At 71.3% G+C, this 23938-nt stretch carries 22 protein-coding genes and 1 pseudogene; 12 read left to right on the top strand and 11 right to left on the bottom strand.

What is annotated here, in order from left to right; translation table 11 throughout:
* Positions 1–14 precede the first annotated feature (14 nt).
* Together GRC12_RS09630 and GRC12_RS09635 are read left to right on the top strand one after the other, a co-directional pair.
* A complete protein-coding gene (locus GRC12_RS09630) occupies positions 15–527 on the top strand; it encodes a PH domain-containing protein (RefSeq protein ID WP_208778774.1) in 513 nt (170 codons plus the stop codon).
* The gene (locus tag GRC12_RS09635; protein WP_208778775.1) at positions 524–1861 is read left to right on the top strand and encodes a PH domain-containing protein; all 1338 of its coding nucleotides are present in this window, start codon (positions 524–526) and stop codon (positions 1859–1861) included. Before GRC12_RS09630 ends, GRC12_RS09635 begins: the two co-directional genes overlap by 4 nt.
* Positions 1862–1911: 50 nt before the next feature.
* Here the strand turns inward: GRC12_RS09635 and GRC12_RS09640 are convergent, their stop codons facing one another.
* A complete protein-coding gene (locus tag GRC12_RS09640; RefSeq protein ID WP_208778776.1) occupies positions 1912–3318 on the bottom strand; it encodes a hypothetical protein in 1407 nt (468 codons plus the stop codon).
* Between the two features lie 134 nt (positions 3319–3452).
* Complete coding sequence (locus GRC12_RS09645) at positions 3453–4580, bottom strand: alpha/beta hydrolase (RefSeq protein ID WP_208778777.1); 1128 nt, start codon at positions 4578–4580, stop codon at positions 3453–3455.
* A 224-nt stretch (positions 4581–4804) separates the two neighbouring features.
* On the opposite strand from GRC12_RS09645, the gene GRC12_RS09650 reads away from it, so the two are divergent.
* From GRC12_RS09650 to GRC12_RS09675, 6 genes are all read left to right on the top strand, one after another.
* Positions 4805–6622, top strand: a complete 1818-nt coding sequence (locus GRC12_RS09650) for a phosphatidylglycerol lysyltransferase domain-containing protein (protein ID WP_208778778.1) — start codon at positions 4805–4807, stop codon at positions 6620–6622.
* A 112-nt stretch (positions 6623–6734) separates the two neighbouring features.
* Positions 6735–7694, top strand: a complete 960-nt coding sequence (gene folP, locus GRC12_RS09655; RefSeq protein WP_208778779.1) for a dihydropteroate synthase — start codon at positions 6735–6737, stop codon at positions 7692–7694.
* A complete protein-coding gene (locus tag GRC12_RS09660) occupies positions 7691–8194 on the top strand; it encodes a nuclear transport factor 2 family protein (protein WP_208778780.1) in 504 nt (167 codons plus the stop codon). Before folP ends, GRC12_RS09660 begins: the two co-directional genes overlap by 4 nt.
* A gap of 296 nt (positions 8195–8490) precedes the next feature.
* Positions 8491–8850, top strand: coding sequence for a dihydroneopterin aldolase (gene folB, locus GRC12_RS09665; protein WP_067437467.1), 360 nt, complete (start codon positions 8491–8493; stop codon positions 8848–8850).
* Entirely contained in the window at positions 8847–9458 is a 612-nt protein-coding gene (gene folK / locus GRC12_RS09670; RefSeq protein WP_208778781.1) for a 2-amino-4-hydroxy-6-hydroxymethyldihydropteridine diphosphokinase, read from the top strand. The genes folB and folK overlap by 4 nt, the downstream gene beginning before the upstream one ends.
* A 78-nt stretch (positions 9459–9536) precedes the next feature.
* Positions 9537–10022 (top strand): DUF3180 domain-containing protein, encoded by a 486-nt coding sequence (locus tag GRC12_RS09675; protein WP_208778782.1) that lies wholly within the window; start codon positions 9537–9539, stop codon positions 10020–10022.
* A gap of 5 nt (positions 10023–10027) precedes the next feature.
* Here the strand turns inward: GRC12_RS09675 and folE are convergent, their stop codons facing one another.
* The 6 genes from folE to dacB all read right to left on the bottom strand — a co-directional run bounded on the left by folE (position 10028) and on the right by dacB (position 17688).
* Positions 10028–10633 (bottom strand): GTP cyclohydrolase I FolE, encoded by a 606-nt coding sequence (gene folE / locus GRC12_RS09680; protein ID WP_208778783.1) that lies wholly within the window; start codon positions 10631–10633, stop codon positions 10028–10030.
* 113 nt (positions 10634–10746) lie between these two features.
* Entirely contained in the window at positions 10747–12786 is a 2040-nt protein-coding gene (gene ftsH, locus GRC12_RS09685) for an ATP-dependent zinc metalloprotease FtsH (RefSeq protein WP_208778784.1), read from the bottom strand.
* 206 nt (positions 12787–12992) lie between these two features.
* Complete coding sequence (gene hpt, locus GRC12_RS09690; protein ID WP_133044376.1) at positions 12993–13553, bottom strand: hypoxanthine phosphoribosyltransferase; 561 nt, start codon at positions 13551–13553, stop codon at positions 12993–12995.
* Between the two features lie 71 nt (positions 13554–13624).
* Positions 13625–14650: a tRNA lysidine(34) synthetase TilS gene (tilS, locus tag GRC12_RS09695; RefSeq protein WP_133044277.1), complete on the bottom strand. Its 1026-nt coding sequence runs from the start codon at positions 14648–14650 to the stop codon at positions 13625–13627.
* Positions 14651–14843: 193 nt separating this feature from the next.
* Positions 14844–15968 (bottom strand): zinc-dependent metalloprotease, encoded by a 1125-nt coding sequence (locus GRC12_RS09700; RefSeq protein ID WP_208778785.1) that lies wholly within the window; start codon positions 15966–15968, stop codon positions 14844–14846.
* 76 nt (positions 15969–16044) lie between these two features.
* Positions 16045–17688 (bottom strand): D-alanyl-D-alanine carboxypeptidase/D-alanyl-D-alanine endopeptidase, encoded by a 1644-nt coding sequence (gene dacB, locus GRC12_RS09705; protein WP_208778786.1) that lies wholly within the window; start codon positions 17686–17688, stop codon positions 16045–16047.
* Between the two features lie 79 nt (positions 17689–17767).
* On the opposite strand from dacB, the gene GRC12_RS09710 reads away from it, so the two are divergent.
* Positions 17768–18259: an inorganic diphosphatase gene (locus GRC12_RS09710; RefSeq protein ID WP_029394330.1), complete on the top strand. Its 492-nt coding sequence runs from the start codon at positions 17768–17770 to the stop codon at positions 18257–18259.
* A 107-nt stretch (positions 18260–18366) separates the two neighbouring features.
* A complete protein-coding gene (locus GRC12_RS09715) occupies positions 18367–20028 on the top strand; it encodes a threonine/serine ThrE exporter family protein (RefSeq protein WP_208778787.1) in 1662 nt (553 codons plus the stop codon).
* Positions 20029–20053: 25 nt separating this feature from the next.
* Here the strand turns inward: GRC12_RS09715 and GRC12_RS09720 are convergent, their stop codons facing one another.
* The gene (locus GRC12_RS09720) at positions 20054–20962 is read right to left on the bottom strand and encodes a DedA family protein (RefSeq protein WP_208778788.1); all 909 of its coding nucleotides are present in this window, start codon (positions 20960–20962) and stop codon (positions 20054–20056) included.
* Positions 20963–21103: 141 nt separating this feature from the next.
* Between GRC12_RS09720 and GRC12_RS09725 the strand changes: the two genes are divergently transcribed.
* Complete coding sequence (locus tag GRC12_RS09725) at positions 21104–21469, top strand: YbjQ family protein (RefSeq protein ID WP_208778789.1); 366 nt, start codon at positions 21104–21106, stop codon at positions 21467–21469.
* Positions 21470–21487: 18 nt separating this feature from the next.
* Here GRC12_RS09725 and GRC12_RS09730 read toward each other — a convergent pair whose 3' ends face one another.
* The gene (locus GRC12_RS09730; RefSeq protein ID WP_208778790.1) at positions 21488–22249 is read right to left on the bottom strand and encodes a MerR family transcriptional regulator; all 762 of its coding nucleotides are present in this window, start codon (positions 22247–22249) and stop codon (positions 21488–21490) included.
* Between the two features lie 167 nt (positions 22250–22416).
* Between GRC12_RS09730 and GRC12_RS09735 the strand changes: the two genes are divergently transcribed.
* On the top strand, positions 22417–23817 hold the full coding sequence (locus GRC12_RS09735) for a glutamate decarboxylase (protein WP_208778791.1): 1401 nt from the start codon (positions 22417–22419) through the stop codon (positions 23815–23817).
* A gap of 11 nt (positions 23818–23828) precedes the next feature.
* On the opposite strand, the pseudogene GRC12_RS45445 reads toward GRC12_RS09735, so the two are convergent.
* Positions 23829–23936 (bottom strand): annotated as a pseudogene (locus GRC12_RS45445) (PadR family transcriptional regulator); the annotation flags it as partial.
* Positions 23937–23938 lie beyond the last annotated feature (2 nt).

Here is a 23938-nt window from a genome sequence, read left to right on the forward strand (position 1 = left end):
CGTACGCTGGCGGTATGGAGACGGGGAGCCCGCGGGGCGGGGGCACAAGGGCGGACGAGGCGGGGGAGCCGGAGTGGACCGGGCTGCCACCCGGGCTGCTGCGGATGCGGCGTCTGCTGCTGGTGGTGTGGCTGGGGCTGATCGCCCTGGCGGTCGGTCTGCTGCTCGGCCTGCTCGCCGGGCCCGCCTGGGCGGCCTTCGCGCTGCTGCCACTCGCGCTGATCGCCTGGGGCTGGGTGCTGCTGGGCCGCAACTGGCGGTCCTGGCGGTACGCCGAGCGCGCCGACGACCTGCTGATCAGCCGGGGCGTGCTGTGGCGCGAGGAGACCGTCGTGCCGTACGGGCGCATGCAGCTGGTGGAGGTGACCTCCGGGCCCGTCGAGCGGCATTTCGGGCTGGCCAGCGTGCAGTTGCACACCGCGGCCGCGGCGACCGACGCCACCATCCCGGGTCTCGACCCGGCCGAGGCGGAACGGCTGCGCGACCGGCTCACCGAGCTCGGCGAGGCCCGATCGGCGGGTCTGTGACGGCGCCGGGCGTCGACGACGCCGTACGCGCGCGGGAACCCGTCACCGAGCGGCGGCTGCATCCCGTGACGCCCCTCAGGCGGGCGTGGGCGCCGGTGGCGGTGCTCATCGGATGGGCCGTGCACGACCCGGACCAGGCGCAGCGCCAGCTGACCCGCCTGACCACCACGACCCTGCTGATCGCGCTCGCCGTCCTCGTCCCCGCGGCCGCCCTGTACGGCTTCCTCAGCTGGTGGTTCACGCACTTCGCGGTGACGGACAGCGAACTGCGCGTCCGTACCGGCCTGTTGTTTCGGCGCACCGCGCACATCCGGCTCGAGCGGATCCAGGCCGTCGACGTCACCCAGCCGCTCCTCGCGCGCGTGGCGGGCGTCGCCAAGCTGAAACTCGACGTCATAGGCACGGCCAAGAAGGACGAACTCGCCTTCCTCGGGGAGCGCGAGGCGCGTGCGCTGCGCGCGGAACTGCTCGCGCGCGCCGCCGGATTCGCCCCCGAGACGGCGCACGAGGTCGGAGAGGCGCCGGCACGCGAGATCCTGCGCACGCCCCCGCTCCACCTCGCGCTCTCCCTCGTGCTGACGGGCGCCACCTGGGGCGCCCTCGGCGCCGCCCTCGTCGTACCGCCCCTGCTGTGGCTGGCCACCCACAGCGTGTGGACGGTCCTCGCCACCGCGCTCCCCCTGCTGGGCGCGGCCGGAGCGAGCAGTGTGGGCCGGTTCGTCAGCGAGTACGACTGGACGGTGGGCGAGTCTCCGGACGGGCTGCGCATCGACCACGGCCTGCTCGACCGCACGCACGAGACGGTGCCGCCCGGGCGCGTGCAGACCGTGCGGATCGTCGAACCGCTGCTGTGGCGGCGGCTGGGCTGGGTGCGGGTGGAGCTGGACGTGGCCGGGTCGTCCAACTCCGTTCTGGTGCCGGTCGCTCCGCGCGAGGTCGCCGAGTCCGTCGTCGCGCGCGTGCTGCCGGGGGTGACCGTGCCGGCGTCAGGCGCGCTGTCCCGCCCGCCCCGACGGGCCGGCCGGTGTCTGCCGCTGTGGTGGCGCGGATACGGACTCGCCGTCACCGGCGGGGTGTTCACCGCCCGGCACGGGCTGCTGCGCCGCCGCCTGGCGCTGGTTCCGCACGCGAAGGTGCAGAGCGTCCGGCTGGTCCAGGGGCCCTGGAAGCGGCTGTGGCGGCTCGCCGACGTCCACGTGGACACGGGAGCCGACAAGACCGTCACGGCCCGGCTGAGGGACGTCCGGGAAGCCGCGGAGCTGCTCCGCGCTCAGGCGGAGCGGTCACGCACGGGCCGCCGGGACGCGCCGCCGGACCGCTGGATGGCACCGTAGGCGGTCCGGACGGCGTCGGGGGACGGTGCGTCGTGGGACAGTGCCCGGCCTCAGGAGACCGCGCTGCGCAGGCCCTGCAGGTTGATCCGCTCCGTCTCGTCGTGCGCGGTCAGGTCGATCACCTGACCGACACCCCGCGCGCCCTCGTCGGCCGGCTTGAACTGCGCCTCGGCCTCGGCCTTGTGCACGGCGAGCGCCTCCTCACCGACCACGTCGGCCAGGTCCTCGTTCTGCACGGCGTCCAGGGCGGCGGGCGCCGACTCCTGCTTCGTACCGAAGAAGTCGAACCCGCCCTCGACCGCCGGGCGCCGCGCGGGCGTCGCCGGTACGACGGCCACCGCGGTCGGCGCCACGAAGTGTCCGGAGGGCTGCTGTACGGGCTGGGCGGAGCGGGCGGGCTCCGCCGGCGTGGTGGCGGCCGCGTGCTCATGCCCGTCGACCGCCTCGGGCTGCCCCTGCGCCTCGTCCTCCTGGGCCGCGGCCTCGGTGCCGTCGGCGGGGCCGGCGCCGGTCTCGGCGGGCGCGGCAGGGGCGGAGGTCTCGGCCGCCGCGGTCCTCGCCTTCACGGGCTCGCCCTTCGGGGAACCGTCGCCCTTCGACGGGCCATCGCCCTTGGGGGACCCGCCGCCCTTCGGGGAGCCGTCGTCCTCGGGGGCGGCTTCGTCCTGCGTGTCGGCCGCGTCCCGCGCCACAACCTCGTCCTGCGCGGCGACTGCGGCATCCGCATCCGCATCGGCGTCGGCCTCGACGTCAGTGTCGGTGTCGGTGTCGTCCGCCGGCTCGGCTTCGGCGTCGGCGGCAACGTCGTCCTGCTCGGGAGCGTCACCGTCGTCGAACTTCTTCAGCGCCTCCTTGGCCCGCAGGAACAGCTGGGAGCCCTCGGGCGAGAAGACGCCGGCGGTCGGCGCCTTCTCGTCCGTGCCGTCCTCGCCCTGAGCCGAGGCAGCCACAACCTCGGTCTCCTGAGCCGCCATGGACGGCAACGCGTGCGTGTCGGGAGCCGCGGCCTCTATCTCGAGCAGACGGCGGCCCTCCAGGGCGCTCGCCCGCTCGGTCTCCGCGGTCGCGTACCGCCGCAGCAGCGCCGCGTGCTCGTTGCGCAGGCCCGCCAGCTCGGCGCGCTTGGCCCGCAGCCGCTGCTCCAGCTTGGCGCGCAGCTCGCGCGACTCCTCGAGGTCCGTCTCCAGCTCGGCGACCCGCTCCTCGTGCCGCCACTCGTCGCTCGCACGCGCGCGCGTGAGGTCGGCGACCTGCTTGCCGGCCTGTGCGTCCCAGCGGCGCATGACGGCCGCCCCTATCACGGCCGTGGCCGCGGCGAACGCGGCTATGACGCGGAGCACGGCGGGCTCCGAGAACACCCAGGGACCGAAGGCGCAGACAAGGGAGACGCCTGCGATCGCCGACGGAGGCAGCAGCCTGTGCAAAGGCGGGGAATGGCGGTGACGTCCACGTGGCATGGCCAGAAACTTACCGCGCGTAGGCGAGCGTTGGCGCCCCGCCCCGTAAAAACACAGCCATAACGAAACGTTCACAGCGCATCAGGAATTGCGGCCCGTCGAATTCGCAAGATCATTTCCTGTCGGAACCCTGGTCACCGGTCGCTCAGCCGCCCGCTGATCCACTGCAGCGTCGCCGGAATCTCCCGCCGCCAGGTGTTGAAGTTGTGCCCCCCGCTGTCGAGGATGATCGAGGAGATCCGAGTCAGCTTCGTGGCCTGAACTCGCTCTATGAACTTCAGCGTCGACTTGTAGTTGGATTCCCCTGCCCGGCTGCTGGTGACGAGCAGTGAGGTGTCGGGGGCGGGCAGGTGCCTCAGGCACCACCACAGGTCGGCACGGTTGCGCAGCCCTTTGTCGCCCTGGAAGAGATCGCCCGTGGTCGGGTCGACCGGCGCCTTGTAGTACGGCGACAGGCCCGCGCCCGCCGCATAGGAGCCGGGGTGGTGCATGGCGAGTTTCAGTGCGCAGTAGCCGCCCGTGGAGTCGCCGATGATGCCCCAGCTCCCGGGCTTCCTGCCCACCCTGTAGTGCGCGAGCACGGCGTCCGGCAGGTCCTTGGCGAAGAACGTCTCCGTCTGCGGGCCGCCCGGGATGTCCACGCACTCGGTGTCCCGCGGCGGTGCGACGGTGGGCCGCAGCATCACCAGGACCATCGGCTGCATACGGCCGTCCTTGGCGAGCTCCTGCGCCGTGCGCGGGTAGTGCAGCTTGTCCACGAGCGCCTGCGCGGTGCCCGGATATCCGGTCAGGACGACGGCCGCGGGGAACGTACGCGCGCGATAACGGGGCTGGAAGTACTCCGGCGGCAGATAGACGTACGCGGGGGTGGCGATGTGCGTCCTGCGGCCCACGATGTCGACCTTCTGGATCTGTCCGCCGGTCTGCGGCCGGGCGCCGCCCGCGCCACGCACGCGTGCCGTGTCGAGCACCTCCAGCGGGCCGCCGGTGCCGCCGGGCGCGGTGTGGTTGACGACCACGCCCTGTTCCTTCTCCTGCCCGAACAGGTCCGCCCAGCTCGCGTAGAACCCGAAGGCCTGGTTGGCGGCGAGGCCCACCGACGCGAAGAGGGCCAGCTGGGTACCGAACAGCAGACCCACGCGGCCGCTGACGGCCCGCCAGTTCCGCCGCGCCAGCCGGGGCCACAGCCACACCGTGCCGACGAACAGCAGCACGGCGAACACGACCGCGAGCGCCAGCACCTTGTTGCTCGTAAGACCCATGACCTATCTTCCTGCCTGCGGGTTTTCCCCGGAGCACCACCCCTTCGCGAGGGCTTGTCCGGGACTTTCCCCGTCCTTTGGACCGGCTTTGAGGGGAGGAAGGAACCTCTCCCCCCGAGACACCGTCCTAGAGGGCGCAATGTCGCCGGATGCCCAGAACGGCACCGGGTCCAAGGTCTCTCGCAGAACTACGGGATGCGATGTCTGTCAGGACAGATGAGGAAATGTCGGGTGGGGTTCCCTCCCGCGCACGCAACACGCGGCGCGTACTGCGAGGTCCGCGCCCCGAGGCCGTACCGGTGCTCGTCGCCAGGGCGTGCGCTCTGGTGGGCGTTCTGGACATCGCGGCGGGCGTCTTCCCGCGCTTCCGGCACAGCCGTATGCACAGCATCGCCGAGGTGCTTCCCGGGTCGTTCGGTCCCTTCGCGGCGGCCCTCTCGCTGAGCGCGGGCATCCTCCTGCTGCTGCTCGCGCACGGCCTGCGGCGCGGCAAGCGGCGTGCGTGGCGAGCGGCGGTGGCGCTGCTGCCGGCGGGCGCCGTGGCGCAGTTCACGTACCGCCACTCCCTTATCGGGGTGGTCATCTCGGCGGCGCTGCTCGCGCCGCTGCTGCGCCACCGCGACCAGTTCGCCGCGCTGCCCGACCCGCGCAGCAGGTGGCGCGCGCTCGCCAACTTCGTCCTCATGAGCGCCGGTTCCCTCGCCCTCGGCCTGGTCATCGTCAGCGTCCACCCGAACCGCATGGTCGGCGACCCGAGCCTGGCCGACCGCATCACCCACGTGCTGTACGGCCTGTTCGGCTTCGAGGGCCCGGTCGACTACCAGGGCAACACCTCCTGGACGGTGGGCTTCTCCCTCGGCGCCCTCGGACTGCTCACCGCGGTCACGACCATTTACCTGGCTTTCCGGCCGGAACACCCGGCGGCGCGCCTGACGGAGGAGGACGAGGCACGCCTGCGGGCGCTGCTGGACAAGCACGGCCGCCGCGACTCCCTCGGCCACTTCGCGCTGCGGCGCGACAAGGCCGTGGTCTTCTCGCCCAGCGGCAAGGCGGCGGTGACCTACCGCGTCGTGTCCGGCGTGATGCTCGCCAGCGGCGACCCCATCGGCGACGTCGAGGCCTGGCCCGGCGCCATCGAGCGCTTCATGGACGAGGCACGCGCGCACTCCTGGACCCCGGCCGTCATGGGCTGCTCGGAGACGGGAGGCGAGGTGTGGACCCGCGAGACCGGCCTGGACGCCCTGGAGCTGGGCGACGAGGCGGTGGTGGAGGTGGCGGATTTCTCCCTCGCCGGCCGCGCGATGCGCAACGTGCGGCAGATGGTCAAGCGCATCGAGCGCGCCGGTTACGAGACCCGGGTACGACGTGTCCGTGACCTCGGCGAGGCGGAGCTGGAGCGGATCCGGCAGGCCGCCGAGGACTGGCGCGGCACGGACACCGAGCGCGGCTTCTCCATGGCCCTGGGCCGGATCGGCGACGCCTCCGACGGCGACTGCCTGATCGCCACCGCCCACAAGGCCGACGAGCAGCCCGGCCCCTACGGCGACCTGAAGGCGATCCTGCACTTCGTGCCCTGGGGCACGGACGGCGCCTCCCTGGACCTGATGCGCCGCGACCGCTCGGCCGACCCCGGCATGAACGAACTGCTCATCGTCGCCGCCCTCCAGGCGGCCCCGAAGTTCGGCATCACGCGTGTCTCGCTGAACTTCGCGATGTTCCGCTCCGCCCTCGCACGGGGCGAGAAGATCGGCGCGGGACCCGTGCTGCGCGCCTGGCGCGGCCTGCTGGTGTTCCTCTCCCGCTGGTTCCAGATCGAGTCCCTGTACAAGTTCAACGCCAAGTTCCAGCCCCGCTGGGAGCCGCGCTTCGTCGTCTACCGGGCCTCCGCGGACCTGCCGCGCATCGGGCTCGCCGCGATGCAGGCCGAGGGCTTCGTCAACCTGGCCCTGCCGCTGCCGCGCTTCCTGCGCCGCCGCCAGAAGCCGGCACGCGTGTGTGCCCACACCGTGTCCGAGAGGGACGCCCGCGCCCGAGTCGCGTGACGTCCCGGCTCACGTGTTCGATGCCGACCCGGCCGGAGAGCCGCCCCGTCCCCCGGGGCCTCCGGCCGGGCCGCGGCGTCTTCGGGCCCGTTGTGGGGCCTACGCTGAACGTATGAGCAATGAGAGCGGACGCGGGCGCGTCGCGGGCCTTCCGCAGTGGGACCGCTGCGCGGTCATGGGAGTCGTGAACGTCACGCCCGATTCCTTCTCCGACGGCGGCCGCTTCTTCGACACCACGGCAGCCGTCAAGCACGGCCTGGAGCTGGTCGCCGAGGGCGCGGACCTGGTCGACGTCGGCGGCGAGTCCACCCGCCCCGGCGCCACCCGCGTCGACGCCGCCGAGGAACTCAGGCGCGTCGTCCCCGTCGTCCGCGGCCTCGCCTCCGAAGGCGTCACGGTCTCCGTCGACACCATGCGCGCGTCGGTCGCCGAGCAGGCCCTCGCCGCCGGCGCGGCCCTCGTCAACGACGTCAGCGGCGGCCTCGCCGACCCCGCGATGATCCCCGTCGTCGCCTCCTCGGGCGCCCCCTTCGTCGTCATGCACTGGCGCGGCTTCCTGGAGGGCGGCAACGTCAGGGGGGTGTACGACGACGTGGTCGCCGAGGTCGTCGAGGAACTCCACGCGCGCGTGGACGCCGTCCTCGCCGGCGGCATCGCCCCCGACCGGATCGTCGTCGACCCCGGCCTCGGCTTCTCCAAGGACGCCGAGCACGACCTCGTCCTGCTGGCCCACCTCGACCGTCTGCTCGGTCTCGGCCGCCCCCTGCTCGTCGCCGCCTCCCGCAAGCGGTTCCTGGGGCGCGTGCTCGCCGGCCCGGAGGGCGCGCCCCCGCCCGCGCGCGAGCGCGACGCCGCCACGGCCGCCGTCTCCGCGCTCGCCGCGCAGGCCGGCGCGTGGGCGGTCCGCGTGCACGAGGTCCGCGCGACAGCGGATGCGGTACGGGTCGCGCGCGCCGTGGAAGAAGCGCGCGCGGCTGGAAGTGCGCCGGGCTCCGACATCACACGCGGGGCGCGTGACCCGGAACACGCGCCCGGCGCGCACGACTCGCACGGCTCAGAAGGAGCCCGGTGAGCGCCCCCCACACCGATGTCGAGCAGGTGGAGGCGGCCAACACCGCGTTCTACGAGGCACTGGAGCGCGGTGACTTCGAGGAGGTGTCCTCGCTCTGGCTGACCCCCGCCGACCTGGGCGTCGACGAGGAGTACCACGACCCGGCGGACACCGGTGTGGTCTCCTGCGTGCACCCGGGCTGGCCCGTGCTGACCGGTCGCGGCGAGGTCCTGAGGTCGTACGCCCTGATCATGGCGAGCACCGACTACATCCAGTTCTTCCTGACCGACGTGCATGTCTCGGTCACCGGCGACACGGCCCTGGTCACCTGCACCGAGAACATCCTCAGCGGCGGGCCGGCCCCCAAGGGCGACGAGGAGCTGGGACCTCTGGTGGGCCAGCTGGTGGTCGCGACCAACGTGTTCCGCCGCACCCCCGACGGCTGGAAGCTGTGGTCCCACCACGCCTCCCCGGTTCTGGCCGAAAACGACGAGGCCGAGGACGAGGACACCCCGCCCTGACGGGGTAGTCGCCCGGTGAGGACATCCGCGGCCCGAGACCGTCCGCCGGCACCCGGAACACCCACCGGGAGCAAGAAGTGGTTGGAATCACGACGGCCGGGGTAGGGGCGGCTACCAGCCCGTGAGCCACCGGGTTCCCCAGGGGAAACAGACGATGAAACCTCCTGGCCCCGGCTCGGGCCCGCGGCCCCGTGGCCCGGCCCTGTCAGTGCCCGCAGGTAGATTCGTTCGAGGCCGGTGTGCCGCCCGCACACGGCACCGACCGGCCGTCACCGACGATTGCAGGAGTGATTCGCGTGGATCGTGTCGCGCTGCGCGGCCTGAAGGCCCGCGGGCACCACGGTGTGTTCCCCAAGGAACGCGAGGAGGGCCAGACCTTCCTGGTGGACCTCGTCCTCGGCCTGGACACCCGGCCGGCCGCGGCGGACGACGACCTGGCGAAGACCGTGCACTACGGCATCGTGGCGGAGGAGGTCGTGGCCGTCGTCGAGGGCGAACCCGTCAACCTCATCGAGACGCTCGCCGAGCGCATCGCCCAGGCCTGTCTGAAGCACGAAGGGGTCCAGGAGGTCGAGGTCTGCGTCCACAAGCCGGACGCGCCGATCACCGTCCCCTTCGACGACGTGACCGTCACCATCACCCGGAGCCGAGTATGACCGCGTTCTTCACCGAGGGGCACAGCGACCCGACCGTACAGCCGGTGCCCGCCTCCGTCGTGCAGCAGGTGGACGCCGCCGACACGACCCTGCACAACCCCCGACGCGCCGTGATCTCCCTCGGCTCCAACCTCGGCAACCGCCTGGAGACCCTGCAGGGCGCCATCGACGCCCTGGAGGACACCCCGGGCGTCCGGGTCAAGGCCGTGTCGCCGGTGTACGAGACGGAGCCGTGGGGCGTCGAGCCCGGCAGCCAGCCCTCGTACTTCAACGCCGTGGTCGTGCTGAAGACCACCCTGCCGCCGTCCTCGCTCCTGGAGCGGGCGCACGCGGTCGAGGAGGCCTTCCACCGGGTGCGGGACGAGCGCTGGGGCGCCCGCACCCTGGACGTCGACATCGTCGCCTACGCCGACGTCGTCGACACCGACCCGCGTCTCACCCTCCCCCACCCGCGCGCCCACGAGCGCGCGTTCGTCCTCGCTCCGTGGCACGATCTGGAGCCCGAGGCGCAGCTGCCCGGCCGCGGCGCGGTCGCCGATCTCCTCGCCGCCGTCACCCGCGAGGGCGTGACTCCCCGCAAGGACCTGGAACTCCACCTGCCCGAGTAGTCGTTAAGGTCAGGGCGAGGCCGGGACGACCACAGGCCGCGGGACGATCCCGGGATCCGGGGGAGCTGAAGGGACACCGTGAGAGAGCTGCGCATCAGGGTGCTGGTCGGAGTGTTCGTCGTGGCCGCCATCCTGTCCTGGGCGGGCGCCCGCCTGTGGAACTCGATCGGGACCCTGCCGAGCGTCCCCCTGGCCGCGCCGATCGTGCTGGCCCTGATCGCGGTGGTCCTGACGGCCACGGCGCTCTCGATCCGGGGCCGTCTCAAGGCCCAGCGCGAGCGCCGCCCCGAGGCCAAGGGCGTGGACCCGCTGATGGCGGCCCGCGCGGTCGTCTTCGGCCAGGCCAGCGCCCTGGTGGCCGCGCTGGTCGCCGGGATGTACGGCGGCACGGGCGTCTTCCTGCTGGAACTCCTCGACATCCCGGCCCGCCGCGATCAGGCCATCTACGCCGGCTTCTCGGTCGTGGCGGGCATCGCGGTCATAGTGGCGGCCATCTTCCTCGAGCGGGTCTGCAAGCTCCCGGAGGACGACGAGCACAACAACGGGGCGGCCTCGGCGGCGTAGGGCCGTCAGCGCGCCATGATGAGGCTCATCGCCTCGTTGCGGGTGGCGGGATCGCGCAGCTGGCCACGGACCGCCGACGTTATGGTCTTCGCCCCCGGCTTGCGGACCCCGCGCATCGACATGCACATGTGCTCGCACTCGACGACGACGATCACGCCACGCGGCTCCAGTATGTCCATCAGGGAGTCGGCGATCTGCGTGGTGAGTCGTTCCTGCACCTGCGGACGGCGGGCGTAGACGTCCACGAGCCGGGCCAGCTTCGACAGGCCCGTGATCTTGCCGTCGGTGGACGGGATGTAGCCGACGTGGGCGACCCCGACGAACGGGACCAGATGGTGCTCGCACGAGCTGAGCACCTCGATGTCCTTCACCAGCACCATCTCGTCGTGGCCCAGGTCGAACGTCGTCGTCAGCACGTCCTCGGGCTTCTGCCACAGGCCCGCGAAAATCTCCTTGTACGCCCGCGCCACCCGCGCCGGCGTCTCCTTGAGGCCCTCCCGGTCAGGGTCCTCGCCGACCGCGATCAGCAGTTCGCGGATGGCGTTCTCGGCGCGCTTCTCGTCGAACTCGCCGATGTCGCCCTCGCTGTCCAGCGTCACAGGGTCGGTCATCTCGTGCCTCGTTCCTCTGGTGTCACCTGCGCGCAGCCACAAATGCCGCGCCCCCCAGGCTAGAACCTGGGGGGCGCGTGCATCCATTCCGGTCTCGGTGGCCGGAAGTGACGTCAGCTCTCGGGACGCTCCTCCGGAGCCGGCTCGGCCACCGGGGTGTGCTCCGTCGCCGTCGACTTGGCGGTGGAGATCGCCGGGGTCGCGCCGTTGGCGCCGTTCGTCAGGGCGAGCTCCTTCGGGGAGAGCACCGGCGGACGGGTGGACGGCGTGCGGCGGGAGGAGCCGGTCCAGGCCGGACGCGGCGGGCGCTTGACGATGGGAGCGAAGATCTCGGCGATCTGCTCCTTGCCCAGCGTCTCCTTCTCCAGCAGCTGCAGGACGAGGTTGTCGAGGACGTCGCGGTTCTCGACCAGGATCTCCCAGGCTTCGTTGTGCGCGTTCTCGATGAGCTTCTTGACTTCCTCGTCCACCAGCGCGGCGACCTCTTCCGAGTAGTCGCGCTGGTGAGCCATCTCACGTCCGAGGAACGGCTCGGTGTTGTCGCCGCCGAACTTGATGGCGCCCAGACGCTCGGTCATGCCGTACTGGGTGACCATCGCGCGGGCCGTGGCGGTGGCCTTCTCGATGTCGTTCGCCGCGCCCGTGGTCGGGTCGTGGAAGACCAGTTCCTCGGCCGCGCGACCGCCCAGCATGTAGGCGAGCTGGTCGAGCATCTCGTTGCGGGTGGTCGAGTACTTGTCCTCGTCCGGCAGGACCATCGTGTAGCCCAGAGCACGTCCCCGGGAGAGGATCGTGATCTTGTGGACCGGGTCGGAGTTCGGGGAGGCCGCCGCGACCAGGGCGTGTCCGCCCTCGTGGTACGCAGTGATCTTCTTCTCCTTGTCCGACATGATCCGGGTCCGCTTCTGCGGGCCCGCCACCACGCGGTCGATCGCCTCGTCCAGCATGGAGTTGTCGATCAGCTTCCGGTCGCTGCGGGCCGTGAGCAGGGCGGCCTCGTTCAGGACGTTGCTCAGGTCGGCGCCGGTGAAGCCCGGCGTCCGGCGGGCGACGGCCGCGAGGTCGACGTCCGGGGCGACCGGCTTGCCCTTCTGGTGGACCTTGAGGATCTCCAGGCGCCCCTGCAGGTCCGGCGGGTCGACCGCGATCTGGCGGTCGAAGCGGCCGGGCCGCAGAAGGGCCGGGTCGAGGATGTCCGGACGGTTGGTGGCTGCGATGAGAATCACACCACCCTTGACGTCGAAACCGTCCATCTCGACGAGCAGCTGGTTCAGCGTCTGCTCGCGCTCGTCGTGACCACCGCCGAGGCCGGCGCCGCGGTGGCGGCCGACCGCGTCGATCTCGTCGACGAAGACGATCGCCGGGGCGTTCGCCTTGGCCTGCTCGAACAGGTCACGGACCCGGGAGGCACCGACACCGACGAACATCTCGACGAAGTCGGAACCGGAGATCGAGTAGAAGGGGACCCCCGCCTCACCGGCGACCGCTCGCGCGAGCAGCGTCTTGCCGGTACCGGGGCGGCCGTAGAGCAGCACGCCCTTGGGGATCTTGGCGCCGACGGCCTGGAACTTCGCCGGCTCCTGCAGGAACTCCTTGATCTCGTGGAGTTCCTCGACGGCCTCGTCGCAGCCCGCGACGTCGGCGAACGTCGTCTTCGGGGTGTCCTTGGTGATCAGCTTGGCCTTGGACTTCCCGAAGTTCATCACCCGGGAGCCGCCGCCCTGCATCTGGTTCATCAGGAACAGGAAGACGACCACGATCAGGACGAAGGGGAGCAGGGAGAGCAGGATGCCGAGGAACGGGTTCTGCTTGGACGGCGACACGGTGTAGCCGTCCGGGATCTGCTTGTCCTGGTACTTGGTCTGCAGCTTGTCGGCGATGGCCACACCCTGGTCGCCGATGTAGCTCGCCTGGATCTTCGAGCTGCCCTCGACCTTTACGCCGTCCTTGAGCTGGACCTTGACGGTCTGCTCGTCACCGGTGGTGAGCTTGGCCGACTCCACCTTGTTGTCGTTGATCGCCGCCACGACCTGGCCGGTGTCCACCGTCTTGTAGCCGCCGGACGAGCCGACGACCTGCATCAACACGACCACGGCAAGGACGGCCAGCACGATCCACATGACCGGCCCACGGAAGTATCGCTTCACGTCCATCCATACGGAGCGGTGTCGCCCCGTCCCTCCTGCCATAGTGAGTTTGATAAGACAGTTCTTCTGACGGTACCCCAGCATTGTTGCCCGAAGCCGCACTCAGCGGCTCGGACGGCCGGCATTCCCGCCTCTGCATGCTCCAACGGCGCGAAACCCGCCGGGGTTCCCGATCGTCCTACAAAGACGGCTCGCTTGGCCCCAAGGCCGGCTCAGCCGCCGTAGACGTGGGGGGCGAGCGTACCGACGAACGGGAGATTCCGGTACTTCTCCGCGTAGTCCAGACCGTAACCGACGACGAACTCGTTCGGGATGTCGAAGCCGACCCACTCCACGTCGATGGCGACCTTCGCGGCGTCCGGCTTGCGCAGCAGGGTGCAGATCTTCAACGACTCCGGCTCACGCGAGCCGAGGTTGTTGATCAGCCACGACAGGGTCAGTCCGGAGTCGATGATGTCCTCGACGATCAGGACGTGCCGGCCCTTGATGTCGGTGTCGAGGTCCTTCAGGATCCGCACCACGCCGGAGGACTGGGTGCCCGCGCCGTACGAGGACACGGCCATCCAGTCCATGGTGACGGGGGTGGACAGCGCCCGGGCCAGGTCGGCCATGACCATCACCGCGCCCTTGAGGACGCCGACGATGAGCAGGTCCTTGCCCGCGTACTCCGCGTCGATCTTCGCGGCCAGCTCGACGAGCTTCGCGTCGATCTCTTCCTTGGTGATGAGCACCTGCTTGAGGTCGGCACCCATGTCTTTCGCGTCCACCCGCATCACTTTCGGTCGTCCCACCGGCTGCCCGGCCCCGGAAGCGGGGCCGGATCCCGCACAAAACGGGATGAGGTTCAGCCTTGCCGAATCACCAGTCTGCCACCCTGGCGCTGGGCGACGACCTTGCCGGGGAGATTGATGGCTCCCTGGCCGCGCCAGCCGGTGATCAGCCGGTCGACTTCCTCGATGTGGCGGGCGAACAGCGACCCGGCCGGGGCGCCGGCCTCGATGGCCGCCTGGCGCAGGATGCGGCGGCGCACGGCGGGCGGCAGGGCGTAGAGCTTGGCGCACTCCAGCAGGCCCGCGCTGTCCCGCACGGCCGCCTCGGCCTGGCGGGCCCAGGCGTCGAGGGCGTCGGCGTCGTCGCGGGAGAGCTGCGCGGTACGGGCGAGGGCCTCGACGACGCCCTTGCCGAGCGCCTTCTCCAGTGCGGGCAGGCCCTCGTGGCGCAGCCTCGAGCGGGTGTAGGCGGGGTCGGCGTTGTGCGGGTCGTCCCAGACGGGCAGCGACTGGACCATGCAGGCCTTGCGGGCGGTCTGCCGGTCGAGTTCGAGGAAGGGGCGGCGGTAACGGCCGCCGGCCCCCGAGACCGCGGCCATTCCGGACAGGGAGCGGATGCCGGAGCCGCGGGCTAGGCCCAGCAGAACGGTCTCGGCCTGGTCGTCGCGGGTGTGGCCGAGCAGGATCGCGGTGGCGCCGTGGCGGGCTGCGGCAGCGTCGAGGGCGGCGTACCGGGCGTCGCGGGCGGCGGCTTCCGGGCCGCCTTCGCGGCCCACGGTCACGGCGACGGACTCGACCGGGTCCAGGCCCAACTCGCGCAGTCGCAGGGCGACTTCCTCGGCGCGCAGATCGGAGCCGGGCTGCAGTCCGTGGTCGACGGTGACGCCGCCGCAGCGGATGCCGAGCTTGGGGGCCTCGAAGGCGAGGGCGGAGGCGAGCGCCATGGAGTCGGCGCCGCCGGAGCACGCCACGAGCACGAGCGGCGCGGGCGGGGGCTCGTGTGCGGTCCGCCCGGCGGGGGGCTGGTCGTCGTTGAGGATGTCGTGAAGGACGCGGCGGACCGCCAGGCGTATCGCCGCGACCGCAGGATGGGGACCCATGTCCGGTTCCCTTCATGAAGTTTTCGGGGGGTGAGCCCGAGGTTCGGTCACTCAGAGTGTGTCGATGGTGACAGAACCGGGCCGTTCCCCGAGCATTGCACGCCTACCCATGGCTCACGGTCCCTCGGACGGGTGATTGGAGGGGCGTTCGCCTGCCGTCGGCCGGATCCGGTTCACGACGTCCCCACGGCGTTCACGACTCGCTCTTGCGGTGCACCCGCGCGACCCAGTCCGCCGGTTTGGCGATCTCCGACTTGGTCGGCAGGGTGTTCGGGGAGGTCCACACACGGTTGAAGCCGTCCATGCCGACCTGGTCGACAACGGCCCGCACGAACCGCTCGCCGTCCCGGTACTGCCTGAGTTTGGCGTCCAGGCCAAGCAGCTTGCGCAGCGCCATGTCCAGCCGGGAAGCACCCTTGGCCCGGCGCTGCTGGAACTTCTCGCGGATCTCGGCCACGCTCGGCACGACGTCGGGGCCCACTCCGTCCATCACGAAGTCGGCGTGCCCCTCGAGGAGGGACATCACGGCGGTGAGACGGCCGAGGATCTCGCGCTGGGCCGGGGTCTGCACGATCTCCACGAAGGAGCGTCCCCCGTCGTCCTCCTCGGCCTCGGGGCGCCCGCCCGCGAGGGACTGGGCGGCCTCCCGGATGCGCTCCAGGACGGTCATCGGGTCGACGTCGGTCTCCCCCAGGAAAGACTGGATTTCGCCCTCGAGGTGGTCGCGCAGCCAGGGCACCGCGCTGAACTGCGTGCGGTGCGTCTCCTCGTGCAGACAGACCCAGAGGCGGAAGTCGTGGGGCTGCACGTCGAGTTCGCGCTCCACGTGGACGATGTTGGGGGCGACGAGGAGCAGCCGGCCGCCGCCGTTCTCGCCGGCCGGCAGCTCGCGGGTGGCCGGGGCGAAGGTCTCGTACTGGCCGAGGACGCGGGAGGCCAGGAACGACAGCAGCATGCCCAGTTCGACGCCGGTGACCTTGCCGCCGACCGCGCCGAGGACCGCGCCGCCGGGGCTGCTGCCGCGCCGCTCCTGCATCTTCTCGAGCAGCGGTTTGAGGATCTCCCGGAAGCCTGCGACGTTGGCCCGGACCCAGCCGGGCCGGTCGACGACCAGGATCGGGGTGTCGTGGGTCTCCTCCGTGCCCATCCGGGTGAAGCCGCGGACGTGTTCCTCCGAGGCCTTGGCATGCCGGCGCAGTTCCGCGACGACCTCTCGGGCCTCGTCGCGGCTCACGTCGGGGCCCGGCCGCACGAGCCGGGTCGCGGTCGCGACCGCGAGATTCCAGTCGACCATCTCGGCACCACCGATGCTCGTCATGTGTCAACCGTACGTGAGCGTTCCCGCTTGGGGCAGGGCGCGGAGGCCCGCGGCACCTGGTCCGGCGCCGCAGGGGTCAGCGGCAGCCGCAGGCCGCCAGGGCCGTCGCGGTGCGGTCCAGCGCCGACTGGGCCGCATCCTTGCTTGTCGTGTCGGACGCGAGGAAGGCGAAGGCGAGCAGCCGGCCGTCCTGGTCGACCACGGTGCCGGCCAGGGTGTTCACCCCGCTCAGGGTGCCGGTCTTGGCCCGTACGACCCCTGCCGCGCCGCCCGTGTAGCGGCTGGCCAGAGTGCCGGTGAAGCCCGCCACGGGCAGGCCCGTGAGGACGGGGCGGAGTTCGGGGTGGTCCGGGGCTCCGGCCTTGACCAGCAGGGCCGTCAGAAGGCCGGCCGTCAGCCTGTCGGCCCGGTTCAGGCCGCTGCCGTCATGGAACTGCGCGCCCTTCACGGGCAGTTGGAGTCTCCTCAGCTGGGCGGCGATCGCCGCGGCGCCGCCGTCGAAGCTCGCCGGCTTCCCCGTCGCCACCGCCGTCTGGCGGGCCAGCGCCTCCGCGATGTCGTTGTCGGAGTTGGTCAGCATGCGCTCGACCAGGTCGGCGAGCGGGGGTGAGGAGACGGAGGCCAGCGTCCTGGCGCGGGCCGTCGCCCTGGACGGGCCCGGGGGCGTCGTCCGGATGCCGTCCGCGGCCAGGAAGCCCGCGAACCTCGTCGTCGCAACGGCGGCCGGGTCCGCCACCCGGATCGCGGTTCCGCTGGTGGAGTCGTCCGTGCGCCCCTCGTCGGCCATCAGGGCGCTGACCGGCGCGAGGTTGTCGTTGTCGGCGCCGATGGGATGCACCGCGGGACCGGTGTAGAGGGTGGTGTCGTAGGAGAGCGTGACCCGGTCGATGCCGCGCTTCTTCAGGGCCGTCGCCGTCCTGTCGGCCAGGTCGCGCAGGCTCGCCCAGCCGTCGGCCTCCTTGCGGGCCGTCAGCGTCGGGTCGCCGCCGCCGACGAGGACGAGTTCCCTGGTGTCCGGTTCCAGGGCGGTGCGCGTGGTGAGGCGGTGGTCGGCGCCCATCGCCGACAGCGCGGCGACCGCGGTGGCGATCTTCGTCGTGGAGGCGGGCGTGAGGGGGGCGTCGGCGCCGGTGCCGTACAGGCGCTTGCCGGTGGTCACGTCGACGACCGCGGCGGCGCGGTGGGCGCCGAGGGCCGCGTCGCCCAGGAGCGGGGCGAGGACGTCGCTGAGCGCCGGTCCGACCGGGGCGGACCTCACCGCGTTCGCGGAGCCGCCGAGGCCGACCAGGACCGAGGCGGCGCTCGGCGCGGGCCGGGGCGCCCTGGCCTTGTCGGACGTATCGGATGTACGGCCGTGATCTGCGCCACCCGCGCGTTCCAGGGCAACCGCCCGGTCCGCCTCGGCCGTACGCTGACCGGTGGAGTCCCAGGGACCGGCCGCGGTCACCACGGTGACGGCCAGCGCCACACCGGCGGTGGCGGCACCCGCGGTGTACTGCCAGGTCCCGGTGGTCTTCGGCCTCGCCGACAGCACCCGCGCGAGCCGCGGTCGCGCGGCCGCCGCGGCCCGTTCGAGGCGGGGACGCGCGGCGTTCGCGGCTCGTTCGAGCTGTGGGCGTACGGTCCCGGCGGCCCGTGCCAGACGCGGTCGTACGGCGTTCGCGGCCCGCACCACGTGCGGTCTCGCGGCTCGCCAAGGCCTCAGTTCAGGCACGACCACCAGCCCCTTTCGCGATCACACACGTGCGTGAGGGACACTTAACCACCAGAACTATGTGTTGATCATGGAGGAGCCACCGGTGGAGTTCGACGTCACGATCGAGATCCCGAAGGGTTCGCGGAACAAGTACGAGGTGGACCACGAGACCGGTCGGATCCGCCTGGACCGTCGACTCTTCACCTCGACCGCCTACCCGACCGACTACGGCTTCGTCGAGAACACCCTCGGCGAGGACGGCGACCCGCTGGACGCGCTGGTCATCCTGGACGAGCCGACCTTCCCGGGCTGTCTGATCCGCTGCCGCGCGATCGGCATGTTCCGCATGACGGACGAGGCGGGCGGTGACGACAAGCTGCTGTGCGTCCCGTCGACGGACCCGCGCGTGGAGCACCTGCGTGACATCCACCACGTCTCGGAGTTCGACCGTCTGGAGATCCAGCACTTCTTCGAGGTCTACAAGGACCTGGAGCCCGGCAAGTCCGTCGAGGGCGCCAACTGGGTCGGCCGCACGGACGCCGAGGCCGAGATCGAGCGCTCCTACAAGCGGTTCAAGGAGCAGGGCGGCCACTGAGCCCGGAACTCGTGTGAAGGGGCCGTACGCATGCGCGTGCGGCCCCTTCGTGTGCCTGTGCGCATACTGAGGGTGGCAGGAGGTGTCGTACAGGGAGCGTTGCGCACGTGACGGAAGCGGAGTACCGCAAACCGCAGTCGGACGAGGCGAGGGGCACGTTCGATCCCGAGATCACATCGGAGTTCGCCCTTCCGGCCGGGCTCGCGGCCCCCAGAGCGGTCGCCGAGCCGGAGACCACGTCGGAGTTCGCCGTCCCGGACGGGCTGGACGTGCCGCAGCCGCCGAACGCCGAGTCCGAGGGCTCCGCGTTCAGCGCGCCGCGCACCTACAGCAGCAGGCAGGCGCCGGCCGCGTTCACCCCGGCGACCGGCATCCCCGTCGTCAGTCTCACCAAGGACGTGCCCTGGCAGGACCGCATGCGCACCATGCTGCGGATGCCGGTGGCCGAGCGGCCCGCGCCGGAGCCCGGTCCGAAGGCGGAGGAGGGCGGTCCCGCCGTCCCGCGCGTGCTCGACCTGACGCTGCGCATCGGGGAGCTGCTGCTGGCCGGCGGTGAGGGCGCGGAGGACGTGGAGGCCGCGATGTTCGCGGTGTGCCGGTCCTACGGCCTGGACCGCTGCGAGCCGAACGTCACCTTCACGCTGCTGTCGATCTCCTACCAGCCCTCGCTGGTGGAGGACCCGGTGACGGCCTCGCGGACCGTGCGGCGGCGGGCGACGGACTACACGCGGCTGGCGGCCGTCTTCCGGCTCGTGGACGACCTCAGCGACCCGGAGACCACCATCTCCCTGGAGGAGGCCTACCGGCGGCTCGCGGAGATACGGCGCAACCGGCACCCGTATCCGACCTGGGTGCTGACCGGGGCGAGCGGGCTGCTCGCCGGGGCCGCCTCCGTGCTCGTCGGCGGTGATCTGGTCGTGTTCGTCGCGGCCATGGTGGGCGCGATGTTCGGCGACCGGCTGGCCTGGCTGTGCGCGGGGCGCGGGCTGCCGGAGTTCTACCAGTTCACGGTGGCCGCGATGCCGCCGGCGGCGATCGGGGTCGCGCTGACCGTGGCCCATGTGGACGTGAAGGCGTCCGCGGTCATCACCGGTGGGCTGTTCGCGCTGCTTCCCGGGCGGGCGCTGGTGGCGGGCGTGCAGGACGGGCTGACCGGCTTCTACATCACCGCCTCCGCACGGCTGCTGGAGGTCATCTACCTGTTCGTCGGGATCGTCACCGGGGTGCTGGTCGTCCTGTACTTCGGGGTGAACCTCGGCGCCAAGCTGAACCCGGATGCGGCCCTGCAGATCGCCGAGCGGCCGCTGTGGCAGATCGCCGCCTCGATGCTGCTGTCGCTGACGTTCGCCGTGCTGTTGCAGCAGGAGCGCTCGACCGTGCTGTGGGTGACGCTCAACGGCGGCGTGGCGTGGTGCGTGTACGGCGCGCTGCACTACCCCGGCGGGCTGTCGCCGGTCGCCTCCACGGCCGTCGCCGCCGGGCTCGTGGGGCTGTTCGGGCAGCTGCTGTCCCGGTACCGGTTCGCTTCCGCGCTGCCGTACACGACGGCGGCGATCGGGCCCCTGCTGCCGGGTTCGTCGACGTACTTCGGGCTGCTGTCGATCGCCCAGAACAACGTCGACAAGGGGCTGGTGTCGCTGGCCACGGCCGCGTCGCTCGCCATGGCCATCGCGATCGGGGTCAACCTGGGATCGGAGATCTCACGGCTGTTCCTGCGGATCGGCTCGGCCGAGAAGCGCCGGGCCGCCAAGCGGACGCGGGGCTTCTAGTCGCCCAAGGTTGGACACGCGGTTCCTAGTAGCCCTGGTTGTAGGGGTACTGGCCGTTCTGCCCGGCGCCGTACGGCTGCTGGGGCTGCTCGCCACCGTACGGCTGCTGCGGCGGGTACGTCTGCTGGGGGTACTGCGGGGCGTACTGCTGCTGGTTCGGGTCGTAGGGCTGCCGGCTCGGGTCGTACGGCTGCTGATACGGCTGGTCCGCCGGCGGGATGCGGCGCAGCTGGGTCGTCGAGTCGTCCATGACCACCGGGAAGGGCTGGGTCTGCTCCTGGACGGGCTCGGCTGCGGCGGGCTCGGGGTTGTTCTTCGCCTTCGAGCGGGCGCGCAGGAACTCGATGGCGATCGGGACCACCGAGACGAGGACGATCAGGATGAGGATCGCCTCGATGTTGTTCCTGACGAAGTCGATCTTGCCGAGCCAGGAGCCGAGCAGGGTGACGCCGGCGCCCCACAGGACGCCGCCGATCACGTTGAAGACCACGAAGGAGCGGTACTTCATGCCGCTGACACCGGCGATGATCGGCGTGAAGGTACGCACCACGGGCACGAAGCGGGCCAGGACCAGGGACTTCGGGCCGTACTTCTCGAAGAACTCGTGCGCCTTGACCACGTTCTCCTGCTTGAAGAGACGGGAGTCGGGGCGGTTGAAGAGCGAGGGGCCGACCTTCTTGCCGAACATGTAGCCCGCCTGGTCGCCCAGGACCGCGGCGACGCAGATCAGGGCGATCGCTCCCCACAGCGGGAAGTTCAGCTGATCGGTGGTGATCAGCAGGCCCGTGGTGAACAGGAGCGAGTCGCCCGGCAGGAAGAAGCCGATGAGCAGGCCCGACTCCGCGAAGACGATCAGGAGCAGACCCCAGATGCCGAACGTGTCGAGAAGGTAGTTCGGATCGAGCCAGCTCGGGCCGAGGGCAAGCGTCGTCACGGTTCCTGGCTCCCTGAGGGGTGGGGGAAGGTTCGGCGTCCTTCTACGGGCGCACAAAGCTATCAACGCAAGGTGTCCGCCCCAGGTTCCACCGGTGTCTCCAGGATGCACTGTGCGCCTCCTGGGACAAAGCTGAGAGTCATGGGCATCGAAGAGTACGGCGGCGGCCAGGGGCCCCAGCCGGATGTGTTGGTCGTCACGACGAACGACGTTCCCGGGTACCGGGTGCAGCAGGTCCTCGGTGAGGTGTTCGGCCTCACCGTGCGGTCCCGGCACCTCGGCAGCCAGATCGGGGCCGGGCTGAAGTCGATGATCGGCGGTGAGCTCAGGGGCCTCACCAAGACGCTGGTGCAGACCCGGAACCAGGCCATGGAGCGGCTGGTGGAGCAGGCACGCGCGCGTGGGGCGAACGGGGTGCTGATGTTCCGCTTCGACGTGACCGAGGCGGCCGACGTCGGCACCGAGGTGTGCGCCTACGGGACCGCGGTCGTCCTGGCCCGGGAGTGAGCCCCCGGGCCGGGACCGTCACGCGGCGTGGCGGGCCGCGTTGGCGTGGATCGCGTCCCGGAGGTGCTCGGCGAGGCCGGGGTGCATGGCGTCGTAGAACGCCTTGAAGCGCTCGTCGGAGACGTACATGTCGGCCAGACAGCCGTGCATCTCGTAGCCGCACCCGTAGTACCACCGGTGGATGTGCAGGCGGTGTTCCTCCGCGAGGTCCATCGCCGCCTCGGCGGTCGGCGGCTCACCGGCGGACACCAGGGCCGCGTAGCGCGTGCTCCAGTCGTCCGCCTCGGCTTTCAGCCGTTTCCAGTCCGCCTTGGTGTAGCCGGCGGCCCGGCGCTGTGACTCGGCGTACGCCTCGGTGCCGCCCCAGCGGCGCTCGGCCTCCTCGGCGTACTGCTCGGGGTCCTTGTCCCCGAAGACCTCGAAGCGTTCCTCCGGGGTGAGGTTGATGCCCATCTTCCGTGCCTCCATGGCGTGTTCCACGGCCTCGGCCATCTTCCGCAGCTTCTCGATCCGGGCGGTCAGCAGCTCGTGCCGGCGGCGCAGACGCGCGCGCGGATCCGCGTCCGGGTCGTCGAGCAGGGCCGCGACCTCCTCGAGCGGGAAGCCGAGCTCCCGGTAGAACAGGATCTGCTGCAGCCGGTCGAGGTCGGCCTCGCCGTAGCGCCGGTGCCCCGCGTGGCTGCGCTCGCTCGGGACGAGCAGTCCGATGGCGTCGTAGTGGTGCAGGGTGCGCACCGTGACGCCGGCGTAGCCCGCGACCTGTCCCACGGAGTAACTCACTTCGTCCGCTCCCTTCTCGGTACGCGCTCCACAGTGGGACCTCACGTCGCGTGAGGTGCAAGTCCGATTCTCCCGGGGCGGCGGGCGGACCCGCCCCGGCGCGGGCTGATCCCTGGAACTCCCTTCCGTCGGCACTCGTTCATCAGCAGACGCGAGGAGACAGGTTCATGCCGCTTCACAAGGGTTCCGCACAGTCCGAAGAGCGCCAGGTGTCGGTCAACCCCTTCTTCGGGGAGGCCAATCCGCTCGGCGGCATGACCGAGGCACCGCCCAGGCACCGGCTGCCGGACGCTCCGTTGCCGCCGGCGACGGCGTACCAGCTGGTGCACGACGAGCTGATGCTGGACGGCAACTCACGGCTGAACCTGGCCACGTTCGTGACGACGTGGATGGAACCGCAGGCCGGTGTCCTGATGGCGGAGTGCCGGGACAAGAACATGATCGACAAGGACGAGTATCCACGCACGGCGGAGCTGGAACGGCGCTGTGTGGCGATGCTCGCCGACCTGTGGAACGCGCCGGATCCGGCGGCGGCCGTGGGCTGTTCGACGACCGGCTCCAGCGAGGCGTGCATGCTGGCCGGGATGGCCCTGAAGCGGCGCTGGAGCAAGCGGAACCGGACACCGGGGGCCCGCCCCAACCTCGTGATGGGCGTCAACGTCCAGGTGTGCTGGGAGAAGTTCTGCAACTTCTGGGAGGTCGAACCGCGCCAGGTGCCCATGGAGGGCGACCGGTTCCATCTCGATCCGCAGGCCGCCGCCGAGCTGTGCGACGAGAACACGATCGGGGTCGTCGGCATCCTCGGCTCCACCTTCGACGGCTCCTACGAGCCGATCGCGGACCTGTGCGCGGCCCTCGACGCGTTGCAGGAGCGCACGGGCCTGGACATCCCCGTGCACGTCGACGGCGCGTCCGGCGCGATGGTCGCGCCCTTCCTCGACGAGGACCTGGTGTGGGACTTCCGCCTCCCGCGCGTGGCGTCCATCAACACCTCCGGGCACAAGTACGGGCTGGTCTACCCAGGCGTCGGCTGGGCACTGTGGCGGGACGGCGAGGCCCTTCCGGAGGACCTCGTCTTCCGCGTCAACTACCTGGGCGGCGACATGCCGACCTTCGCACTCAACTTCTCCCGTCCCGGCGCCCAGGTCGTCGCGCAGTACTACACGTTTCTGCGGCTGGGCCGGGAGGGCTACCGGGCGGTGCAGCAGGCCACCCGGGACGTGGCCCGGTCCGTCGCCGACCGGGTCGAGCGGCTGGGCGACTTCCGGCTGCTGACCCGGGGTGACGAACTGCCGGTCTTCGCCTTCACGACGGCGCCGGGTGTGGAGTCGTACGACGTCTTCGACGTGTCCCGGCGGATGCGGGAGAGCGGCTGGCTGGTGCCCGCGTACACCTTCCCGCCCAACCGGCGGGATCTGTCCGTGCTGCGGGTCGTGTGCCGCAACGGCTTCTCGTCCGACCTCGCCGACCTGTTCGTGGAGGACCTGACCCGCCTGCTGCCGGAGCTGCGCAGGCAGCCGCACCCGTGGACCCGGGACAAGGAGGCGGCCACCGGCTTCCATCACTAGGGGCTACGTGATCAGCGGTCGTCCTGCGGATGCCGCTCCCCGGGGGCGTACGGGTTCTCCTGGTCGGAGGTGAGGACGCCCACGAACGGCTCGCCCTCTCCCGCGAACGTGTACGCCCCGC

This window comes from Streptomyces griseorubiginosus (assembly GCF_017614965.1).
GTDB classification, from domain to species: domain Bacteria; phylum Actinomycetota; class Actinomycetes; order Streptomycetales; family Streptomycetaceae; genus Streptomyces; species Streptomyces griseorubiginosus_B.

Coding starts and splice junctions, on each gene's coding strand:
- GRC12_RS09645 (WP_208778777.1), bottom strand. CDS start 4,580: ATGGGTCTTACGAGCAACAAGGTGCTGGCGCTCGCGGTCGTGTTCGCC.
- ftsH (WP_208778784.1), bottom strand. CDS start 12,786: ATGGACGTGAAGCGATACTTCCGTGGGCCGGTCATGTGGATCGTGCTG.
- tilS (WP_133044277.1), bottom strand. CDS start 14,650: ATGGGTCCCCATCCTGCGGTCGCGGCGATACGCCTGGCGGTCCGCCGC.
- GRC12_RS09700 (WP_208778785.1), bottom strand. CDS start 15,968: ATGACGAGCATCGGTGGTGCCGAGATGGTCGACTGGAATCTCGCGGTC.
- hpt (WP_133044376.1), bottom strand. CDS start 13,553: ATGCGGGTGGACGCGAAAGACATGGGTGCCGACCTCAAGCAGGTGCTC.
- folE (WP_208778783.1), bottom strand. CDS start 10,633: ATGACCGACCCTGTGACGCTGGACAGCGAGGGCGACATCGGCGAGTTC.
- GRC12_RS09725 (WP_208778789.1), top strand. CDS start 21,104: ATGGGCATCGAAGAGTACGGCGGCGGCCAGGGGCCCCAGCCGGATGTG.
- GRC12_RS09735 (WP_208778791.1), top strand. CDS start 22,417: ATGCCGCTTCACAAGGGTTCCGCACAGTCCGAAGAGCGCCAGGTGTCG.
- folP (WP_208778779.1), top strand. CDS start 6,735: ATGAGCAATGAGAGCGGACGCGGGCGCGTCGCGGGCCTTCCGCAGTGG.
- folK (WP_208778781.1), top strand. CDS start 8,847: ATGACCGCGTTCTTCACCGAGGGGCACAGCGACCCGACCGTACAGCCG.
- GRC12_RS09630 (WP_208778774.1), top strand. CDS start 15: ATGGAGACGGGGAGCCCGCGGGGCGGGGGCACAAGGGCGGACGAGGCG.
- GRC12_RS09640 (WP_208778776.1), bottom strand. CDS start 3,318: ATGCCACGTGGACGTCACCGCCATTCCCCGCCTTTGCACAGGCTGCTG.
- GRC12_RS09650 (WP_208778778.1), top strand. CDS start 4,805: ATGTCGGGTGGGGTTCCCTCCCGCGCACGCAACACGCGGCGCGTACTG.